This is a genomic window from Methyloversatilis sp. S146-33, from assembly GCF_059552495.1.
This window is the reverse complement of the sequence record NZ_JCANOT010000012.1, coordinates 45,571-60,344: the sequence shown is the minus strand read 5'-3', so window position 1 is coordinate 60,344 and position 14,774 is coordinate 45,571. Positions and strand designations below refer to the sequence as shown.

At 67.3% G+C, this 14,774-nt stretch carries 10 protein-coding genes and 1 pseudogene; 3 read left to right on the top strand and 8 right to left on the bottom strand.

Annotated elements, in window-relative coordinates; translation table 11 throughout:
• Window positions 1-14: 14 nt before the first annotated feature.
• From AC51BJ_RS01930 to AC51BJ_RS01915, 4 genes are all read right to left on the bottom strand, one after another.
• Window positions 15-1,676, bottom strand: a complete 1,662-nt coding sequence (locus AC51BJ_RS01930; RefSeq protein WP_496279151.1) for an ArnT family glycosyltransferase — start codon at window positions 1,674-1,676, stop codon at window positions 15-17.
• A gap of 137 nt (window positions 1,677-1,813) precedes the next feature.
• Entirely contained in the window at window positions 1,814-2,026 is a 213-nt protein-coding gene (gene rpmE / locus AC51BJ_RS01925; RefSeq protein WP_019918890.1) for a 50S ribosomal protein L31, read from the bottom strand.
• A gap of 127 nt (window positions 2,027-2,153) precedes the next feature.
• Window positions 2,154-3,092 (bottom strand): transglutaminase family protein, encoded by a 939-nt coding sequence (locus AC51BJ_RS01920; RefSeq protein WP_496279150.1) that lies wholly within the window; start codon window positions 3,090-3,092, stop codon window positions 2,154-2,156.
• A complete protein-coding gene (locus AC51BJ_RS01915) occupies window positions 3,089-5,539 on the bottom strand; it encodes a circularly permuted type 2 ATP-grasp protein (protein WP_496279149.1) in 2,451 nt (816 codons plus the stop codon). The genes AC51BJ_RS01920 and AC51BJ_RS01915 overlap by 4 nt, the downstream gene beginning before the upstream one ends.
• A 101-nt stretch (window positions 5,540-5,640) precedes the next feature.
• Here AC51BJ_RS01915 and AC51BJ_RS01910 point away from each other — a divergent pair, with 101 nt between their 5' ends.
• The 3 genes and pseudogenes from AC51BJ_RS01910 to AC51BJ_RS01900 all read left to right on the top strand — a co-directional run bounded on the left by AC51BJ_RS01910 (window position 5,641) and on the right by AC51BJ_RS01900 (window position 8,897).
• The gene (locus AC51BJ_RS01910; protein ID WP_496279148.1) at window positions 5,641-6,657 is read left to right on the top strand and encodes an NAD(P)/FAD-dependent oxidoreductase; all 1,017 of its coding nucleotides are present in this window, start codon (window positions 5,641-5,643) and stop codon (window positions 6,655-6,657) included.
• 203 nt (window positions 6,658-6,860) lie between these two features.
• Window positions 6,861-8,012: pseudogene (locus tag AC51BJ_RS01905) on the top strand (FIST signal transduction protein); the annotation flags it as partial.
• A gap of 168 nt (window positions 8,013-8,180) precedes the next feature.
• A complete protein-coding gene (locus AC51BJ_RS01900; RefSeq protein ID WP_408630422.1) occupies window positions 8,181-8,897 on the top strand; it encodes a methyl-accepting chemotaxis protein in 717 nt (238 codons plus the stop codon).
• Window positions 8,898-9,029: 132 nt separating this feature from the next.
• On the opposite strand, the gene AC51BJ_RS01895 is transcribed toward AC51BJ_RS01900, so the two are convergent.
• The 4 genes from AC51BJ_RS01895 to sugE all read right to left on the bottom strand — a co-directional run bounded on the left by AC51BJ_RS01895 (window position 9,030) and on the right by sugE (window position 14,674).
• Window positions 9,030-10,619, bottom strand: coding sequence for a methyl-accepting chemotaxis protein (locus AC51BJ_RS01895; protein WP_496279147.1), 1,590 nt, complete (start codon window positions 10,617-10,619; stop codon window positions 9,030-9,032).
• Between the two features lie 161 nt (window positions 10,620-10,780).
• On the bottom strand, window positions 10,781-12,643 hold the full coding sequence (gene mnmC / locus AC51BJ_RS01890) for a bifunctional tRNA (5-methylaminomethyl-2-thiouridine)(34)-methyltransferase MnmC2/FAD-dependent 5-carboxymethylaminomethyl-2-thiouridine(34) oxidoreductase MnmC1 (RefSeq protein ID WP_496279146.1): 1,863 nt from the start codon (window positions 12,641-12,643) through the stop codon (window positions 10,781-10,783).
• 95 nt (window positions 12,644-12,738) lie between these two features.
• Window positions 12,739-14,238 carry a lysine--tRNA ligase gene (gene lysS / locus AC51BJ_RS01885; protein ID WP_019918883.1) on the bottom strand — a complete coding sequence of 500 codons (1,500 nt, stop codon included), beginning with the start codon at window positions 14,236-14,238 and terminating at the stop codon, window positions 12,739-12,741.
• 118 nt (window positions 14,239-14,356) lie between these two features.
• On the bottom strand, window positions 14,357-14,674 hold the full coding sequence (gene sugE, locus AC51BJ_RS01880; protein ID WP_019918882.1) for a quaternary ammonium compound efflux SMR transporter SugE: 318 nt from the start codon (window positions 14,672-14,674) through the stop codon (window positions 14,357-14,359).
• Window positions 14,675-14,774: the final 100 nt, after the last annotated feature.

The following is a 14,774-nucleotide window of genomic DNA, read 5'->3' as shown; positions in this document are numbered from 1 at the left end:
TGTCACCCTTCGTTTCAGTGTCTTGCGTACAGCAGGAAGCGCTCGTGCCGGTCGCCGGGCCGGCGGCCTTCCCACTTCAGAGTCCAGCGTCCGTCCAGCGACGGCGGCTTGCCGCCCCGGCCATGGTAGGCCAGCAGCAGATCGCATTGCTGCCCCGATCGGCCCGCAACGTTCAGCGGCTTCAGGTCGAGGAAGTAGTAGAACGCCGCGCGCTGGCTGTCCTGCAGGCCGGTGAAGGCAACGCAGCCATGCTGTGCCGGCAGGTGCTCGCCGATCATCCGCGCCACGTCGCGATAGCTGCGACCGTAATCTATCCACGGCAGCCACAGGCTGCTGACGAGAAACCATATCAATACCATGCCGCAGCCCCAGCTGACGGCCCCGCGTGTCGGTGTTCGTGGCGAACGCCACAGCAGCCATATCCATGCGGCACTCATGATGACGGCTGGTGCCAGTGCCAGCAAGGATATCGACATCTCGAAGCCCGGTTCCAGCCGCGCGAAGGTGCGCGCCAGCCTTTCCGGCCAGCCTGTCGTCATGGCGATCCAGCCGAGCCATATGATGAGGCCCAGCAGTGAAAAGGTCATGACACCGAACCAGTCGAGTGCGTTCGCGGCTCCCCGGCGCAGTCGGGGCAGGCCGGCGCTGCCCAGCACGACCAGCGGTGCCAGCAAGGGAAGTGCCCGCTGGTTGCGGGCCGCACCTTCACCGGCGAGTTGCATGAACAGCAGCACGAGCACGATCAGCGGCAGCGTCAGCACCGGCGAGCGCCACTGTTCGCGGCGCTGCCACAGGGCCCAGCCGGCGACCGGCAGCGCCGGCCAGGCGTACCAGGCGAGCACCTTGACCCAGCTGCCGGCGCCGCCAGCAAGGTGTTCGACATCCGGCAGCAGTCGCTGCAGGTCGTTGGCCCAGACGCGGGCGGCCAGCTCGGGGCGTTCCAGCTGCAGTGCGATCAGCCAGCTCGCCGCGAGCACTGTGCCGACCGCCATCGCCAGCGGAAGTGCGCTCATGCGCAGTGCCGAGGTCGCCACCGTGCGCCATACCGGCAGCAGCGGCATGGCGGCGGCGGTCAGCAGCAGCACGGCGGTCAGCCACAGGCCAGTGCCGAGGCCGGAGATGGCCAGCGCGACGATCAGTACGAGCGCGCCCTGGAGCGGTCGTCGCGCGATCAGCGCGAGCGACCACATGCCCAGCCCGAGTGCGGCCAGCAGCGTGGTCGACGATTGCGCGTCATGCAGGTGGGTGACGGCGCCGATGCTGGCGATGCCGATGAGCGGGGCGATGCGCGCCGCAGGTGCGCCGTACAGTTCGCGTGCGGCGCCTGCGCTGCCGAGCAGCCACAGTGCGAGAAAGAAGGCGCTGGCGAGGCGCGCGCCATCGGCGAAACTGATGCCAATCCATCCCGCCGCCTGACCGGTCAGCGAAGCCAGCCAGTGAAACAGCGGAGGGCTGTCCAGCCACAGCTGGCCGGCCAGTTGCGGGATCAGCCATCCGCCCTCGCGGGCGAAACCCAGCGCCACGCCGATGTTCAGCGCGTCATCGCCCTTCCATGGATCGCGACCGAACAGACCGGTGAGCAGATAGACCAGGCACAGCGCGATCACGAATCCGGTTTCGGGTGGGTCGCCGATCAGCGGACGGCGGACCAGGTAGGACTGCGAAGGAAGTGACATCGAAGACGATCAGTGAACAGTGGCCCGGATTCTATGGGGACTCCGCAGCGCGTGGGGCGGGCGACGGTTGATCCGGCAAGTGCAGAAACAAAAAAGGCAGCCAGAGGCTGCCTTTCTGCTGCGGCGCTGGGCTGTAATCAGCTGCGCGGCACGTTTGCGTACTTCTGACGGAAGCGTTCGACGCGACCGGCGGTGTCGACGATCTTCTGCTTGCCGGTGTAGAACGGGTGGCACGAGGCACACACTTCGATGTGCAGCGGCTTGCCCATCGTCGAACGGGTTTCGAAGTTGTTGCCGCAGGAGCAGGTCACTGCGACGACTTCGTATTTGGGGTGAATGCCTTCTTTCATGCTGGTTTCTTTCTCAAGCGCTCGAAGGCGGGCGGCCTCGTGCGGATCATCGAACCCCGGGTCGGCTGAGCCTGACGGCTGTGCAGACGGTACCCGCGGAGGAAAAACGCGGATTATGGACGGATTTTCATTCCGGTTCAAGGGGCTGCGTCGCCTCTGCGCAGGTGCGGGCCAGTCGGGCATCGTCCTCCGGCATCACGGTGACGCGCACCTCGACCACGTGCTCGCCGCCGCCGAGGATGACGCCGCGCATCGGCGTGACGTCGCTGAAGTCGCGCCCCCAGGCGACGGTGATGTGCTGGTCATCGGGCTGCACGCAGTTGGTCGGGTCGAAATCGAGCCAACCCGCACCCGGACAGAACACCGACACCCATGCGTGCGAGGCGTCGGCGCCGATCAGGCGCGGCTGACCCGGTGGTGGCTGCGTCAGCAGATAGCCGCTGACGTAGCGTGCCGGCAGGCCGAGCGAACGCAGGCAGCCGATCATGAAGTGGGCGAAATCCTGACAGACGCCGCGTCGCTGCTTGAGCAGTGTTTCCAGCGGCGTGCTCACGGTGGTGGCTTCCGGGTCGAACTCGAAATCGCGATGGATGCGCCGCATCAGCGCACAGGTGGCGTCGAACAGCGGCCGGTCTCGGTGGAAGTCGAGTCGGGCGTAACGCGCCAGTGCGGCCAGCGGTTCGATGTGCGGGCTGGCATACAGGTACTGACAGGGCTCGAGCAGCGGCGCCGGCCCGACCTGGTGAAGGCGGTCGCGCACGTGTTCCCAGGCGGGCGACTGCGGCCTCGGCGCGTCGCTGATGCGCCTCACGTCGACCGTCGAGGTGGCCAGCACCGCCAGTTCCTCATGCGCGGCGCCGACCGAAATGTGTTCGACCCGATTGCCGAAGTAGTCCGTCCGGCGTTCGCGCTCGGCCGGCACCGGCGTGATGTCGACCCGGTGCGCGAGCGTCGTCTGGCGCGGCGTCTCGCGTGGCGTCAGATGCAGCAGCTGGCGCGACATCGACACCGGCCAGGCGTAGCGGTAGTGCGTTTCGTGCAGCACGTGATAGCGGACCTGCGTCATCGGCGCTCCTCGGTGCCCGTCCACACGCCGTCCGAGTGACTGAAGAAACGCAGCCCGAGCTGTTCCGACAGTGCATAGGCCGCGCTGCCCAGCCGTTCGAGCAGGGTGTCGAGCCGGGTCGAGCCGGTGTGCAGGTCGGCCTCCGGCCGCAGCGACAGCAATTCAGCCACCGCGTCCGACAGTGCGGCCGGCTCCAGCGCGCCGAACTGGGCGGCGAGCCGCGCCAGATAGTCGGTCAGGCCGAGCGCCTGGTAGGCGATCGAGCGCGGATTCGTCTCGTCGCACACCAGCAGGTCCAGCACCGGCAGCCATTGCGGCCGCGTCATGTAGCGCGAGCGGTAGGTGATGGTGCTGTCCGCAAGTTCGAGCAGCCAGTCCGGCGCGTCGCCGGCCGCAGCCAGCGCGTGGCGCAGCACGCCACACATGAACTGCAGCCGCTCGATGCGGCGGCCCATCGACAGGAAGCGCCAGCCCTGGTCGCGCGTCATGCCGTCGAGCGCGAATCCGGACAGCGTCATCATCGCCTGCACGCAGCGGTCCAGCCGCTCCAGAACCTCGCCCGGCTCGCTCGGCTGGGCGGCGCTCAGCTCGTCGGTCAGCCGGCTGATCACCCGCCAGTTGTCGAGCGACATCCGCTCGCGCAGGTTGAACGCAACGGTGGACAGTTGGTGCAGACCGCCGGCCAGCGACCCGGGTGCCGCCGGATCGAGCGCGGCGGCGCGCAGTGCAGCGCCGATGTCCTCACCCGGCTCGGCGGGCAGCAGGCCGTTGTGCTGGCACAGCGCGGTCAGCGCGTGGTCGCGGATGTCGTCCAGCTCGATGTGCTGGCCGATGGTTGCGCGCAGCAGTCGCGCGCCGTTGTCGCAGCGTTCGCAGTAGCGGCCGAACCAGAACAGGTTCTCCACGACGCGGCTGGACAGATTGCTGCCGGCACGCACCAGTTCGGCGGGTGACACCGAACGGCGCAGCAGGCTGAAGGTGTTGACGGTGCCGTGCGTCAGCACCCAGGTGTCCTTGCTCGAACCGCCGCGCTGCATCGCGATCACCCGCGCGTCGCGGTCGGACGCCACGCGGGCGAGTCCGCCCGGCATCACGGCATAGCCTTCGGGCGAAGCACAGGCGAACACGCGCAGGCCGACCGCGCGCGCCGCCAGCCGGCGCGGGTGCTGGGTGTCCCACACCGGCGCCTGCGACAGCTGAACCAGTTCCTGGGCGACGTAGTGATGCGGTCGTGCGCGCATCTTCGCGATCAGCGCGGCGCGCGACTTGCGGTCGAGGTCTGCACCGAACACCGAATCGATGCGCAGCTGCGGGAAGGCCGGCTTGATCACCAGTGTGTCGAGGCGGGCAATGGCGTCTTCCAGTGCCGCCTCCTCGCCGCACCACCAGGTGGCGAGCGAGGGCATGGCCAGCGGCTCGCCGAGCAGACGTTCGCACAGCCGCGGCAGGAAGCCGAGCAGGGCGCCGGTCTCCAGCAGGTTGGAGCCGAGCGCGTTGGCGATCAGCACGTTGCCGCGTCGCGCCGCGTCGACCAGACCGGGCACGCCGAGCGCAGAGTCGGCACGCAGTTCGAGCGGGTCGCAGAAGTCGTCGTCGAGACGGCGCAGCACGGCATGCACGCGGCGCAGGCCGGACAGGTGCTTGAGCCACACCTTGCCGTCGCGCACCAGCAGATCCGAACCCTCGACCAGCGGAAAGCCGAGGTAGCGCGCCAGATAGGCGTGCTCGAAATAGGTTTCGTTGTAGGGGCCGGGCGTCAGCAGCACGGTCAGTGGCGGACCGTCACCCTCCGGTGCATGCTGCGCCAGCGTGTCGCGCAGCGTGGCGAAGAAGCTCGCCAGGTGCTCGACGTGCAGGTCGCGGAACTGCTCCGAGAACACGCGCGAAATGACCAGCCGGTTCTCCAGCGAGTAACCGGCGCCCGACGGCGCCTGCGTGCGATCGGCGAGCACCCACCAGCGGCCGTCGGGCGAACGCGCAAGATCGGCCGCGTACAGATGCAGATGGATGTCGCCCGGCACCTTCAGCCCGTGACAGGGTCTCAGGAAACCGGCGTGACCATAGACCAGCGCTGGCGGCAGCAGGCCTTCGGCCAGCATCTGCTGCGGCCCGTAAACGTCCTGCAGGATGAGGTTGAGCAGCCGCGCGCGCTGTGCGATCGCGGCCGAAATCTGCGTCCACTCGTCGGGCGGGATGACCAGCGGCAGTACGTCCAGCTCCCATGGGCGCTCGACGCCGCGCGGATCGGCATAGACGTTGTAGGTGACGCCGTTCTCGCGGATCTGCCGGCGCACCGACGCCAGCCTTTCCTGCATCTGTTCCGGGCGGGCGCGCACCAGAGTGTCGAACAGCACGCGCCAGTGCGGGCGCAGTGTCCACGGGGCGGACAGCAGTTCGTCGTAACGCGGTCCGGTTTGCGGGTAGTGCTCGAGCAGTTGGCGGGGCATCGGTGTTGCTGTCGTGGTGCGCGGCGCTTGGCCATTCGCGCACGCGCTTCCGGATCGTGGCGTGCGAAACAAGTGAGAGCAGACCCTAGCACAGACCTTGCATGATCCGCTCCGCACACGCAGGTGATGCGCTGATAAATAGAGGAACAGCAACAATGCACAACATTGCGGTAATCGGAGCGGGCATGGCGGGATGCACGCTCGCGCGGCGGCTGGTCGACGCCGGGCGCTCGGTCCAGGTGTTCGACAAGGGCCGTGCGGCAGGCGGTCGCATGGCCACGCGCGCGGCCGGTCGGCTGCGCTTCGATCACGGCGCGCAGTTCATGTCGGTGCGCGGCGAGGCGCTGCAGGGGCGCCTAGCGGACTGGCAGCGCGCCGGCGTCATCGCGCAGTGGTCCGCAGCCGCGATCGACGGCGATCCGCGCTGGGTGGGCGTGCCCGGCATGAATGCGCTGGCTCCGCGCCTGCTGTGGGGCGCCGAGATCCGTTCGCAGATCGCCATCACCGGCATGGGGGCGGACCGCCTCGGCTGGTGGCTGGCGGGCGAGGCCGGCATGCTGGCCGACTGTTTCGATGCGGTACTGGTGACCTTGCCGGCACCGCAGGCGGCGGGGCTGTTCGAGCGCTGCGCCGGCATGGACATCAAGCCCTTCATCGACGCCATGCAGGACATCCGCTACGCGCCGTGCTGGACGCTGATGCTGTCGTTCGCCGAGCGCATCAACGCTGACGACTGCCTGCGCTTCGACGCCGGCGGCGCACTGAACTGGGCGGCGCGTGACAGCAGCAAACCCCAGCGCGACGCGGCACAGGAGTGCTGGGTGGTGCATGCCGATGCGCAGTGGTCGCAGGACCATCTCGAGTGCTCACCGGAGGAGATCGAAGCCTTGCTGTTCGAGGCTTTCGCTGCCGCCACCGGGTGTACCGCGGCGCCGCTTCATCGCTGCGCCCATCGTTGGCGCTACGCCCGTGTAATCCGGCCACTCGGCCGTCCCTGTCTGTGGGACGCCGACAGCAAGTTTGGCTATGCCTCCGACGGCTGTCTGGGCGAGCGCATCGAGGATGCCTTCGACAGCGCCAACGCGCTGGCTGATCGCGTACTGGGCCTGGTGGATTGAAGTGCACGGGGCGGCTGTCGTGTTGCCCCGCACCATGTTCGACTTCGTTAAACCCATGTGTTCATTGAAGAAAAAGTGTCCAGAGATTGAACACGCCTGGAAAATTTTCGTTTCTCAACCATAAAGTCGAGTGGGCCGCTCCCGTTGGTTAACGCTGATCGACGCGCCACCGCGTTGCCGATCGGGAATTCAGGGAGAGAGAGATGAAACTATTCGGACGCCAGTCACCGAACGGGCGCGCAGGCATCGAAACGCTGCAGACGCGGCTGGGTGAGCTGGAATCGCGCCTCGCCGCAGTACGCAGCACGCCCTCGTTCGTCAGCGGATATGTGGCACCGGACGTCGACATCGACCGCGTCGCGCAGGCCATCAGGGCCCGCTTTCCGGGTGTTGCGCTGACCCTGAGCACCACCGCCGGCGAACTGTGCAGCGCCGCCGGTTCATCGCTTTACTGTGCCGCGTCGGACGGACGCGACCGCGTCGTGCTGCAGCTTTTCGATCGCAGCGTGATCGGCCAGGCGCAGGTGGTGGCGATACCGCTGGCCAGCGAGGACCTGCGGCAGAACGGTCGCGTGATGGACTACCGCGAGCGCATCGAACGTCTGGTACGCAGCATCCAGGGGGCGCAGGTGGCGATGGACATCGATCACCGCGACACCTTCGCCTATGTGCTGTTCGACGGCCTGTCGAATTCCGAATCCTTCTTCATGGAAGCGCTGTACGAAGCCGGCCGCTTTCCCTGTCTGTTCGTCGGCGGCTCGGCCGGCGGCAAGCTCGACTTCAAGGACACGTGGCTGCACGACGGCAACCGCCGACTCAACAACCACGTGCTGGTGACCTTCCTGAAGATGGCGCCGCACGTGCGTTTCGGCGTGTTCAAGAGCCAGAACTTCGAAGCCACGCAGACCCGCTTCCAGATATTCAGCGCCTCGGTCGAGCGTCGCCAGGTCAATCTGGTAATCGACGAGGACGGCCGCGCGGTGTCGCTGATCGACGCGCTGTGCAGGACTTTCGGCTGCGAGCGCGGCCAGCTGTCGGCCAAGCTCGACAGTCACTCCTTCGCCATCCGTGTGAATGGCGAACTGTTCGTGCGCTCGGTCGCGACGCTCGACTTCGACCACGATCGCGTCGACTTCTACTGCGACGTGGCGCCGGGGGAGGAACTGGTGCTGGTACGGCGTACGCCATTCGCCGCCACCACGGAGCGCGACTTCCGCGCCTTCATGTCGAACAAGCCGGGCCAGCCGCTGGCCGGCATGTTCAACGACTGCGTGCTGCGCCGGCTCTACAACGGTGCTGAACTGAGCGGGCTGGACCGCGTGTTCAGCGGCATCGACGTCGCCGGTTTCTCGACCTTCGGCGAAATCCTCGGTCTGAACCTGAACCAGACGCTGACCGCCGTGTTCTTCTTCCGGCTGCAGCAGGGCGAGGTGTTCCGCGACGAGTATGTCGACAACTTCGTCGCCCATTACGGCGAGTTCAAGGCCTTCTTCCTGCGCCGGCAGAACGCCAAGCTGGCGGGCATGTCGCGCGTGATGGTGCAGCAGATCAGCGACTACCGCGCCGGCAACTTCGGCAGCCGGCTTGATCCGGGCAACGTCGACCCGAGCATGGTGCCGGTGGTACGCGATCTGAACCACCTTGGCGAAATCATGCTCGACGCCCAGCGCACGCGCGAGGCGACCGCGAGCCAGCTCGAAGCCTGTGCCAACGATCTGTATGGCTCGGTGGGGGAGCTGACGACGCGCCTGAGCGACCAGCAGGGCGTGATCCAGACCGCGGTGCGTACCGTCGATACGCTGGCCGGCCAAGCGAACGAAGTGGGCAGCAGTGCGCGCGATCTGTCGCACGCCAGCGACCGTATCCAGCGCGTGGTCGAAATGATCCAGCAGATCGCCGACCAGACGAACCTGCTGGCGCTGAATGCGGCGATCGAGGCGGCGCGTGCCGGCGAAGCCGGGCGCGGTTTTGCCGTGGTGGCCGACGAGGTGCGCATGCTGGCCGAGAAGTCGCGCAACAGCGCAGGCGTGATCGGCAAGGACATTTCCGCGCTGGCGGCGGAGATCGTGCGCGTGGCGCAGATGATCGAAGCGCAGTCGACCGGCGTTTCAGGCCTGACCCAGGTGCTCGAAACCATCGATACCTACAGCAGCGAAACCGCCGGCGTGGCCGGGCACACGCGTGGCGTGGCCGACGTGCTGAAGGGGCTGACCGGCGCAACCCATGCCGTGCGCGCCTGAGAGGACCCTCCGGGAGACGTGAAAAGGCGACAGCTCCGCTGTGGGCGGGCGCTGTCGCCAAGGGGGAAGCGGATCGGAAGTGCGCGCGATCGCGGAAGCCGCCGAGCCTGATCGGCACGGCGGCGGTCCGTATCAGTGCAGCGCCTGTTCCAGGTGTTTCACCAGTTCGCGCAGTTCGCTCGAGGTCGAATGCAGGCGGGTGGCGGCCTCGCCGACCGACTGCACGCTTGAGTTGGTCTGTTCAACCGTGCTCGAAATGCGTTCCATGCTGCACGCCACCTCGTGCGAGGCGAGCGACTGCTGGCGCAGCATCTGGGTGATTTCCTCGGAGTAGTTGGCGGCTTCGCGGCTGGCGTCCCAGATGCCCTGGAGGCCGGCACTGCTGGCCTCGATTTCGCTCGTCGACCGGGCCACCTCGCCTGCCGTCGCGCTCATCGTGTCGACCGCCGAACCTGCCAGCTGGATGATGTCGGTCACCGCCGAGCCGATGTCCTTGGTGCTGGTGCGGGTGCGCTCGGCCAGCTTGCGCACCTCGTCGGCCACGACGGCGAAGCCGCGACCCTGTTCACCGGCACGTGCCGCTTCGATGGCCGCGTTCAGCGCCAGCAGATTGGTCTGTTCGGCGATGTCGTTGATCACCTGCGACACCTGGCGGATCTTCTCGACCGACGCGTTCACCTCGGCGATCCGTTCCTGCGACTGCGTCACCACGCCGACCACGCGATGGCTGCTGGCGATGCCCGCTTCCATCGTCTTCATCGCGTCCTGCGCGCTGTGCTCGGTGCGCTTGACTGCTTCGAGGCCGCGGTCGGTGTTGCTCGACACCTCATTGATGGACACGCTCATTTCTTCCATCGCCGCGGCCACCTGCATTACATTCTCGCCCTGGGCACCGGTGGCCTTGATCAGCGCGCGCATCGCGTCGTCCAGTTCCTTCGAACGCTCGTCTACTTCGCGCGCGTTCACCAGTACGTCGGCGAACATCGCGCGCAGGTGGATGCGCATCACTTCCATCGCGACGAACAGCGGGCGCAGCGGCCCCGGCGGCGCCTCGATCTGCTTGGCCAGCTTGCCTTCGTCCAGTTCCAGCATGGTGCGGTGCAGGCTGTCGAGGCGGCCGGCGACCGTGCTGTTCTGCCATGCGGCGGTACCCAGTGCCACAGCGGCAGCGACGCCGGACAGACCCAGGCCCCACCCTCCGCCGACTGCGCCGCCGGCCAGCGCCAGTGCGGACGTCACGCCGGCGCCGAGCCAGACACGGCCAGCGAGGCCGAGCCGGGGCTTGGCGATCTGCGTGCGGGGGAATTTCGCCGTCTTGTCGCGCACGGCGCGGTAGAGCGTTTCGGCGGCGGCGACTTCCTCGCGCTTGGGCGCGTTGCGCACCGACTGGTAGCCGACCGTACGGCCATCGACCGTGATCGGCGTGACGAAGGCTTCGACCCAGTAATGGTCGCCGTTCTTCGATCGGTTCTTGACCAGGCCGCGCCACGGCTGACCGGCCTTGATGGTGAGCCACAGGTCTTCGAAGGCTTCGGGCGGCATGTCCGGGTGGCGGACGACGTTGTGGTTGTGGCCAACCAGTTCTTCGCGGCTGAAGCCGCTGATATTGACGAAAGACTCGTTGGCGTAGGTGATGGCGCCCTTCAGGTCCGTCTTGGTGACGATGGGTTTCCCGGGCTCAAGGAACACTTCTTTCTGCGTGACGGGCAGATTTATTTTCACGGCGACTCTCCAGGTGGCGTGACGGCTACCGGAAAGGACTGTCGGGCTTCATGCAAGCAAGACGAACGGTCACGCATTTCCGGGGGCATGGAGCGGTTTACGGCTGCCGCCCGGAAAGCTTCACCGCTGCGTGAAATTTTTCCCGCAACGGTTGATTTCGGTCAATCGTCCGGCGAGAAGCGCGCCGGACTCAGCGCCCGTGCCAGATCCTGTTCGAGCGGCAAGGGATCGCCGCAAAGCCTTGCTGCGAGCAGTTCAGCGCCGAGCGCGTTCCACACCAGGCCGCGCGCACCGAGGCCGGTCAGCAGGTGCAGGCCGCCCGTTTCACCGATCAGCGGCAGACGGTCGGGTGTTGCAGTCCGAAACGAGGTGCGACCAGGCAGTGTTGCAGGCTGCGGCGGCGTGCAGGCCTCCGGCAGCAGGCGTTCGAGGCGGGCCAGATTGCCGGCGTGACTGTCCTCGCGCACCGACGTGTCGCGGTCACCGATATCGAAACTGGCACCAAGATTCAGGTCGCCGTCCGGCGTCGGGCAGAGATAGCCCTCGCGGCACACGGTCACATGCAGATTGGGCAACAGGTTGCGCGGCAGCCGCGTCACCTGGCCGCGCACGCGTGTGAGCGGCAACGCGAACGGCGCCAGCGCGCAGGCGTCGGCCGCGTTGGCCAGCACCACGGCGCCGGCGTCGATCAGCGTGCCGGCGGCGGTGCTCACGGACCAGCGGTCGCCGTTCCGGGTCAGCGACACTGCTTCAGTGGACATCAGCCGGCTGACTGCGACGCCGGCGCGCTCGAGATTGGCATCGCACAGGCTGGCCGGATTCACCCAGGCGCCGCGCGGAAACCACCAGCCGCCGAGTGCGACCGGATAGCCGATGCGCCGCGTCATTTCCCAGTCCGACAGGTAGCGCACCAGCGCCTGCGGCAGCGCGCCGGTTTCGCACACCTCGCGCTGCAGGCGCTCGTGTTCGGCGTCGTGGGCGATCTGCATCACGCCGGTTGGGCCCCACTTGAGCGGCCGACCTTCACCGGCCAGCCGCCTCATGTGGGCCGAGGCGTGCAGGAAGGCGGCACGGGAAAAGCGGGCGATCACGCTGTCGTCGCGGGCGATCATCGGTCGCAGTACCCCCGCCGCATTGCCCGACGCTTCCTGCGCCGGGCCTGCGTGGCGCTCGATCAGCACCACTTCGACGTCACGCGCGGCCAGCCGCTCGGCGACGGCGCAGCCGGCGAGGCCGGCACCGATCACCGCCACCCGCTTCGGCGCCGCCGGCTCGGGCCGATGGCGCAGCGCGGCCGCCTGAGCGCCCGGGTGCAGGCGGCCGGTCAGCATGTGGCGCTTCGGCCCGAAGCCGGTCTGCTTTTCCGTAACGAAGCCGGCGCCGGCCAGCGCGTCGCGCACGCCGGAGGCGACGCTCCAGGTGGCCAGCGTGGCATCCGCGGCGGCGAGGCGCGACAGCTGTTTACATATGTGGGGCGACCACAGTTCGGGATTCTTCGCCGGCGAGAAGCCATCCAGATAGATCGCGTTGGCGCGCAGGGTCAGTTGCGGCAGCAGCGTGTCGGCGTCGCCCAGACCCAGCGTCAGGATGACGCGACCGGCGTCGAACTCGATGCGGTGCAGCCCGCGCACCGCCAGCGGCCAGCGCTCGACCAGCTTCTGCGCCATCTCGGCCATGTCCTGCGGCAGCAGGCGCTGGCAGGCGATGGCCAGGTCGTACTGCGCGAACGGGTGTTTCTCGACCGATACGAAGTGCAGTCGTGCGCAGCGCTCCGGGCTGTCGCGCCAGGCGCGCCAGGTGGCGAGAAAGTTCAGGCCGAGGCCGAAACCGGTCTCCAGCACGACGAAGCGTTCGCGTCCGGCCCAGCGGTCGGGCAGACCGTTGCCGGCGAGAAACACGTGCTGCGCCTGCGCCAGAGCGCCGTCCGACGAGTGATAGACGTCGTCGTAGGCGGCCGAGCGCGGCGTGCCATCGTCGGCGAATTCGAGCGGCGCGGGAACCAGGGGCTGAAGAGGTCGGGACATGGTGCGGTCACTGGAAAGCGGAACGCCGATCAGGACCGGCGCCGCGGGCATCGGTTCGATCGGCGTTCATCGTGGGCCGTATCCGGGCCGGACGCTTACTCGCGCCGCATCTGCGGGAACAGGATCACGTCGCGGATATTGGCCGAGTCGGTCAGCAGCATGACCAGGCGGTCGATGCCGATGCCGCAGCCGCCGGTCGGCGGCAGGCCGTGCTCGAGCGCGCGGATGTAATCGGCGTCGAAATACATCGCTTCTTCGTCGCCAGCGTCCTTGGCTTTGGCCTGTTCGAGGAAGCGGGCCGCCTGGTCTTCCGGGTCGTTCAGCTCAGAGAAGCCATTCGCGATCTCGCGGCCGACGATGAACAGTTCGAAGCGCTCGGTGATGTCCGGCTGCGCGTCCGAACGGCGCGCCAGCGGGCTCACCTCGGCCGGGTAGTCGATGATGAAGGTCGGTTCCCACAGCTGCGCTTCGGCGCAGGCTTCGAACAGCTGCAGCTGCAGCGAGCCGAGGCCGCCCGGCTTCACCTTTTCGCCGTGGGTCACGATGGCCTGCTTCACGAAGGCCTCGTCGGCCAGCTGCTCTTCGGTGTACTGCGGGTTGTACTTGCGAATGGCCTCGACGATGGTGAGCCGGTGGAAGGGCTGGCCCAGGTCCAGCTCGCGGCCCTGGTACATGAACTTGGTCGTGCCCAGCGCCTGTTCGGCGCAGTGGCGCAGCAGGTATTCGGTGTAGTCCATCAGCTGCCGGTAGTCGGCATAGGCCTGATAGAACTCCATCATCGTGAATTCGGGATTGTGGCGCGGGCTGATGCCTTCGTTGCGGAAATTGCGGTTGACCTCGAACACCTTCTCGAAACCGCCGACCACCAGTCGCTTCAGGTAGAGCTCGGGCGCGATGCGCAGGAACAGTTCCATGTCGAGCGCGTTGTGGTGGGTCTTGAACGGCTTGGCCGCAGCGCCGCCAGGGATGGGGTGCATCATCGGCGTTTCGACCTCGAGGAAGCCCTGGCGCGTCATTTCGGCGCGGATGGCGCTCATCATGCGGCTGCGCGCGACGAAGGTGGCGCGCGAGTCGTCGTTGGTGATGAGGTCGAGGTAGCGGTAGCGGTACTTCGCTTCCTGGTCCGACAGGCCGTGGAATTTCTCCGGCAGCGGACGCAGCGCCTTCGACAGCAGGCGGATGGCGTCGCACTTCACCGTCAGTTCGCCGGTGCGGGTGCGGAACAGCGTGCCGGAACAGCCGACGATGTCGCCCAGGTCCCAGTGCTTGAAGGCGCCATGCACCTCTTCGCCGACGCCGTCATTGGTCACGTAGAGCTGGATGCGCCCCGACATGTCCTGGATGGTGGCGAAGCTGGCCTTGCCCATCACGCGCTTGAGCATGATGCGGCCGGCAAGTTGTACGCGCTCGGGATGTGCTTCCAGTGCCTCGGCGGTGGCCGTCGCATGCTGGGCGGTGATTTCGCCGGCGTAATGCGTGCGCTGGAAGTCGTTCGGGTAGGCGCCGCCGGCTTCACGCCACTGGCGCAGTTTCTCGCGCCGCTCCGCGATGATGTGGTTGTCGTCGTCGGCAGGCAGTGCGGCGTGGTCGGTCATGATGGGCTCGAAAGGTGGACCGCGCACGCAAGTGTGCGCAGCAAAAGCGAAAGCCCGCGATTTTCGCCGATAGCGGGCAGCCGGCACAAGTGCGCGGCTGCCGCGCCCGACCTGACTGTCAGGCCGAAGTCAGCTTGAGACCGAGAATGCCGGCGACGATGAGGCCGACACAGACCAGTCGCGCCGCGTTCGCCGGCTCGCTGAACAGCACGATGCCGAGGATGACGGTGCCGACCGCGCCGATGCCGGTCCACACCGCGTAGGCGGTGCCGACCGGCAGGTTGCGCATGGCGATGCCGAGCAGCACGACGCTGATGATCATCGTCACGACGGTGAAGGCCGAAGGCCAGAAACGGCTGAAACCGTCGGTGTATTTGAGGCCGATCGCCCAGGCGCATTCGAACAGGCCGGCGATCACGAGGATGGTCCACGACATGAGCTCAACTCCGGATATCGGGGCCGTCCCCGTCGCATGAAACGCCGCGCGGGTCGTCCCGCTGGCGGTGTGCGTGTTGCACACAGGGAATATTCGTTTC

Excerpts from the sequence above, each read along its gene's own strand:
- AC51BJ_RS01930 (WP_496279151.1), bottom strand. The coding sequence starts at position 1,676 with ATGTCACTTCCTTCGCAGTCCTACCTGGTCCGCCGTCCGCTGATCGGC.
- rpmE (WP_019918890.1), bottom strand. The coding sequence starts at position 2,026 with ATGAAAGAAGGCATTCACCCCAAATACGAAGTCGTCGCAGTGACCTGC.
- AC51BJ_RS01920 (WP_496279150.1), bottom strand. The coding sequence starts at position 3,092 with ATGACGCAGGTCCGCTATCACGTGCTGCACGAAACGCACTACCGCTAC.
- AC51BJ_RS01915 (WP_496279149.1), bottom strand. The coding sequence starts at position 5,539 with ATGCCCCGCCAACTGCTCGAGCACTACCCGCAAACCGGACCGCGTTAC.
- AC51BJ_RS01910 (WP_496279148.1), top strand. The coding sequence starts at position 5,641 with ATGATCCGCTCCGCACACGCAGGTGATGCGCTGATAAATAGAGGAACA.
- AC51BJ_RS01900 (WP_408630422.1), top strand. The coding sequence starts at position 8,181 with ATGTCGCGCGTGATGGTGCAGCAGATCAGCGACTACCGCGCCGGCAAC.
- mnmC (WP_496279146.1), bottom strand. The coding sequence starts at position 12,643 with ATGTCCCGACCTCTTCAGCCCCTGGTTCCCGCGCCGCTCGAATTCGCC.
- lysS (WP_019918883.1), bottom strand. The coding sequence starts at position 14,238 with ATGACCGACCACGCCGCACTGCCTGCCGACGACGACAACCACATCATC.
- sugE (WP_019918882.1), bottom strand. The coding sequence starts at position 14,674 with ATGTCGTGGACCATCCTCGTGATCGCCGGCCTGTTCGAATGCGCCTGG.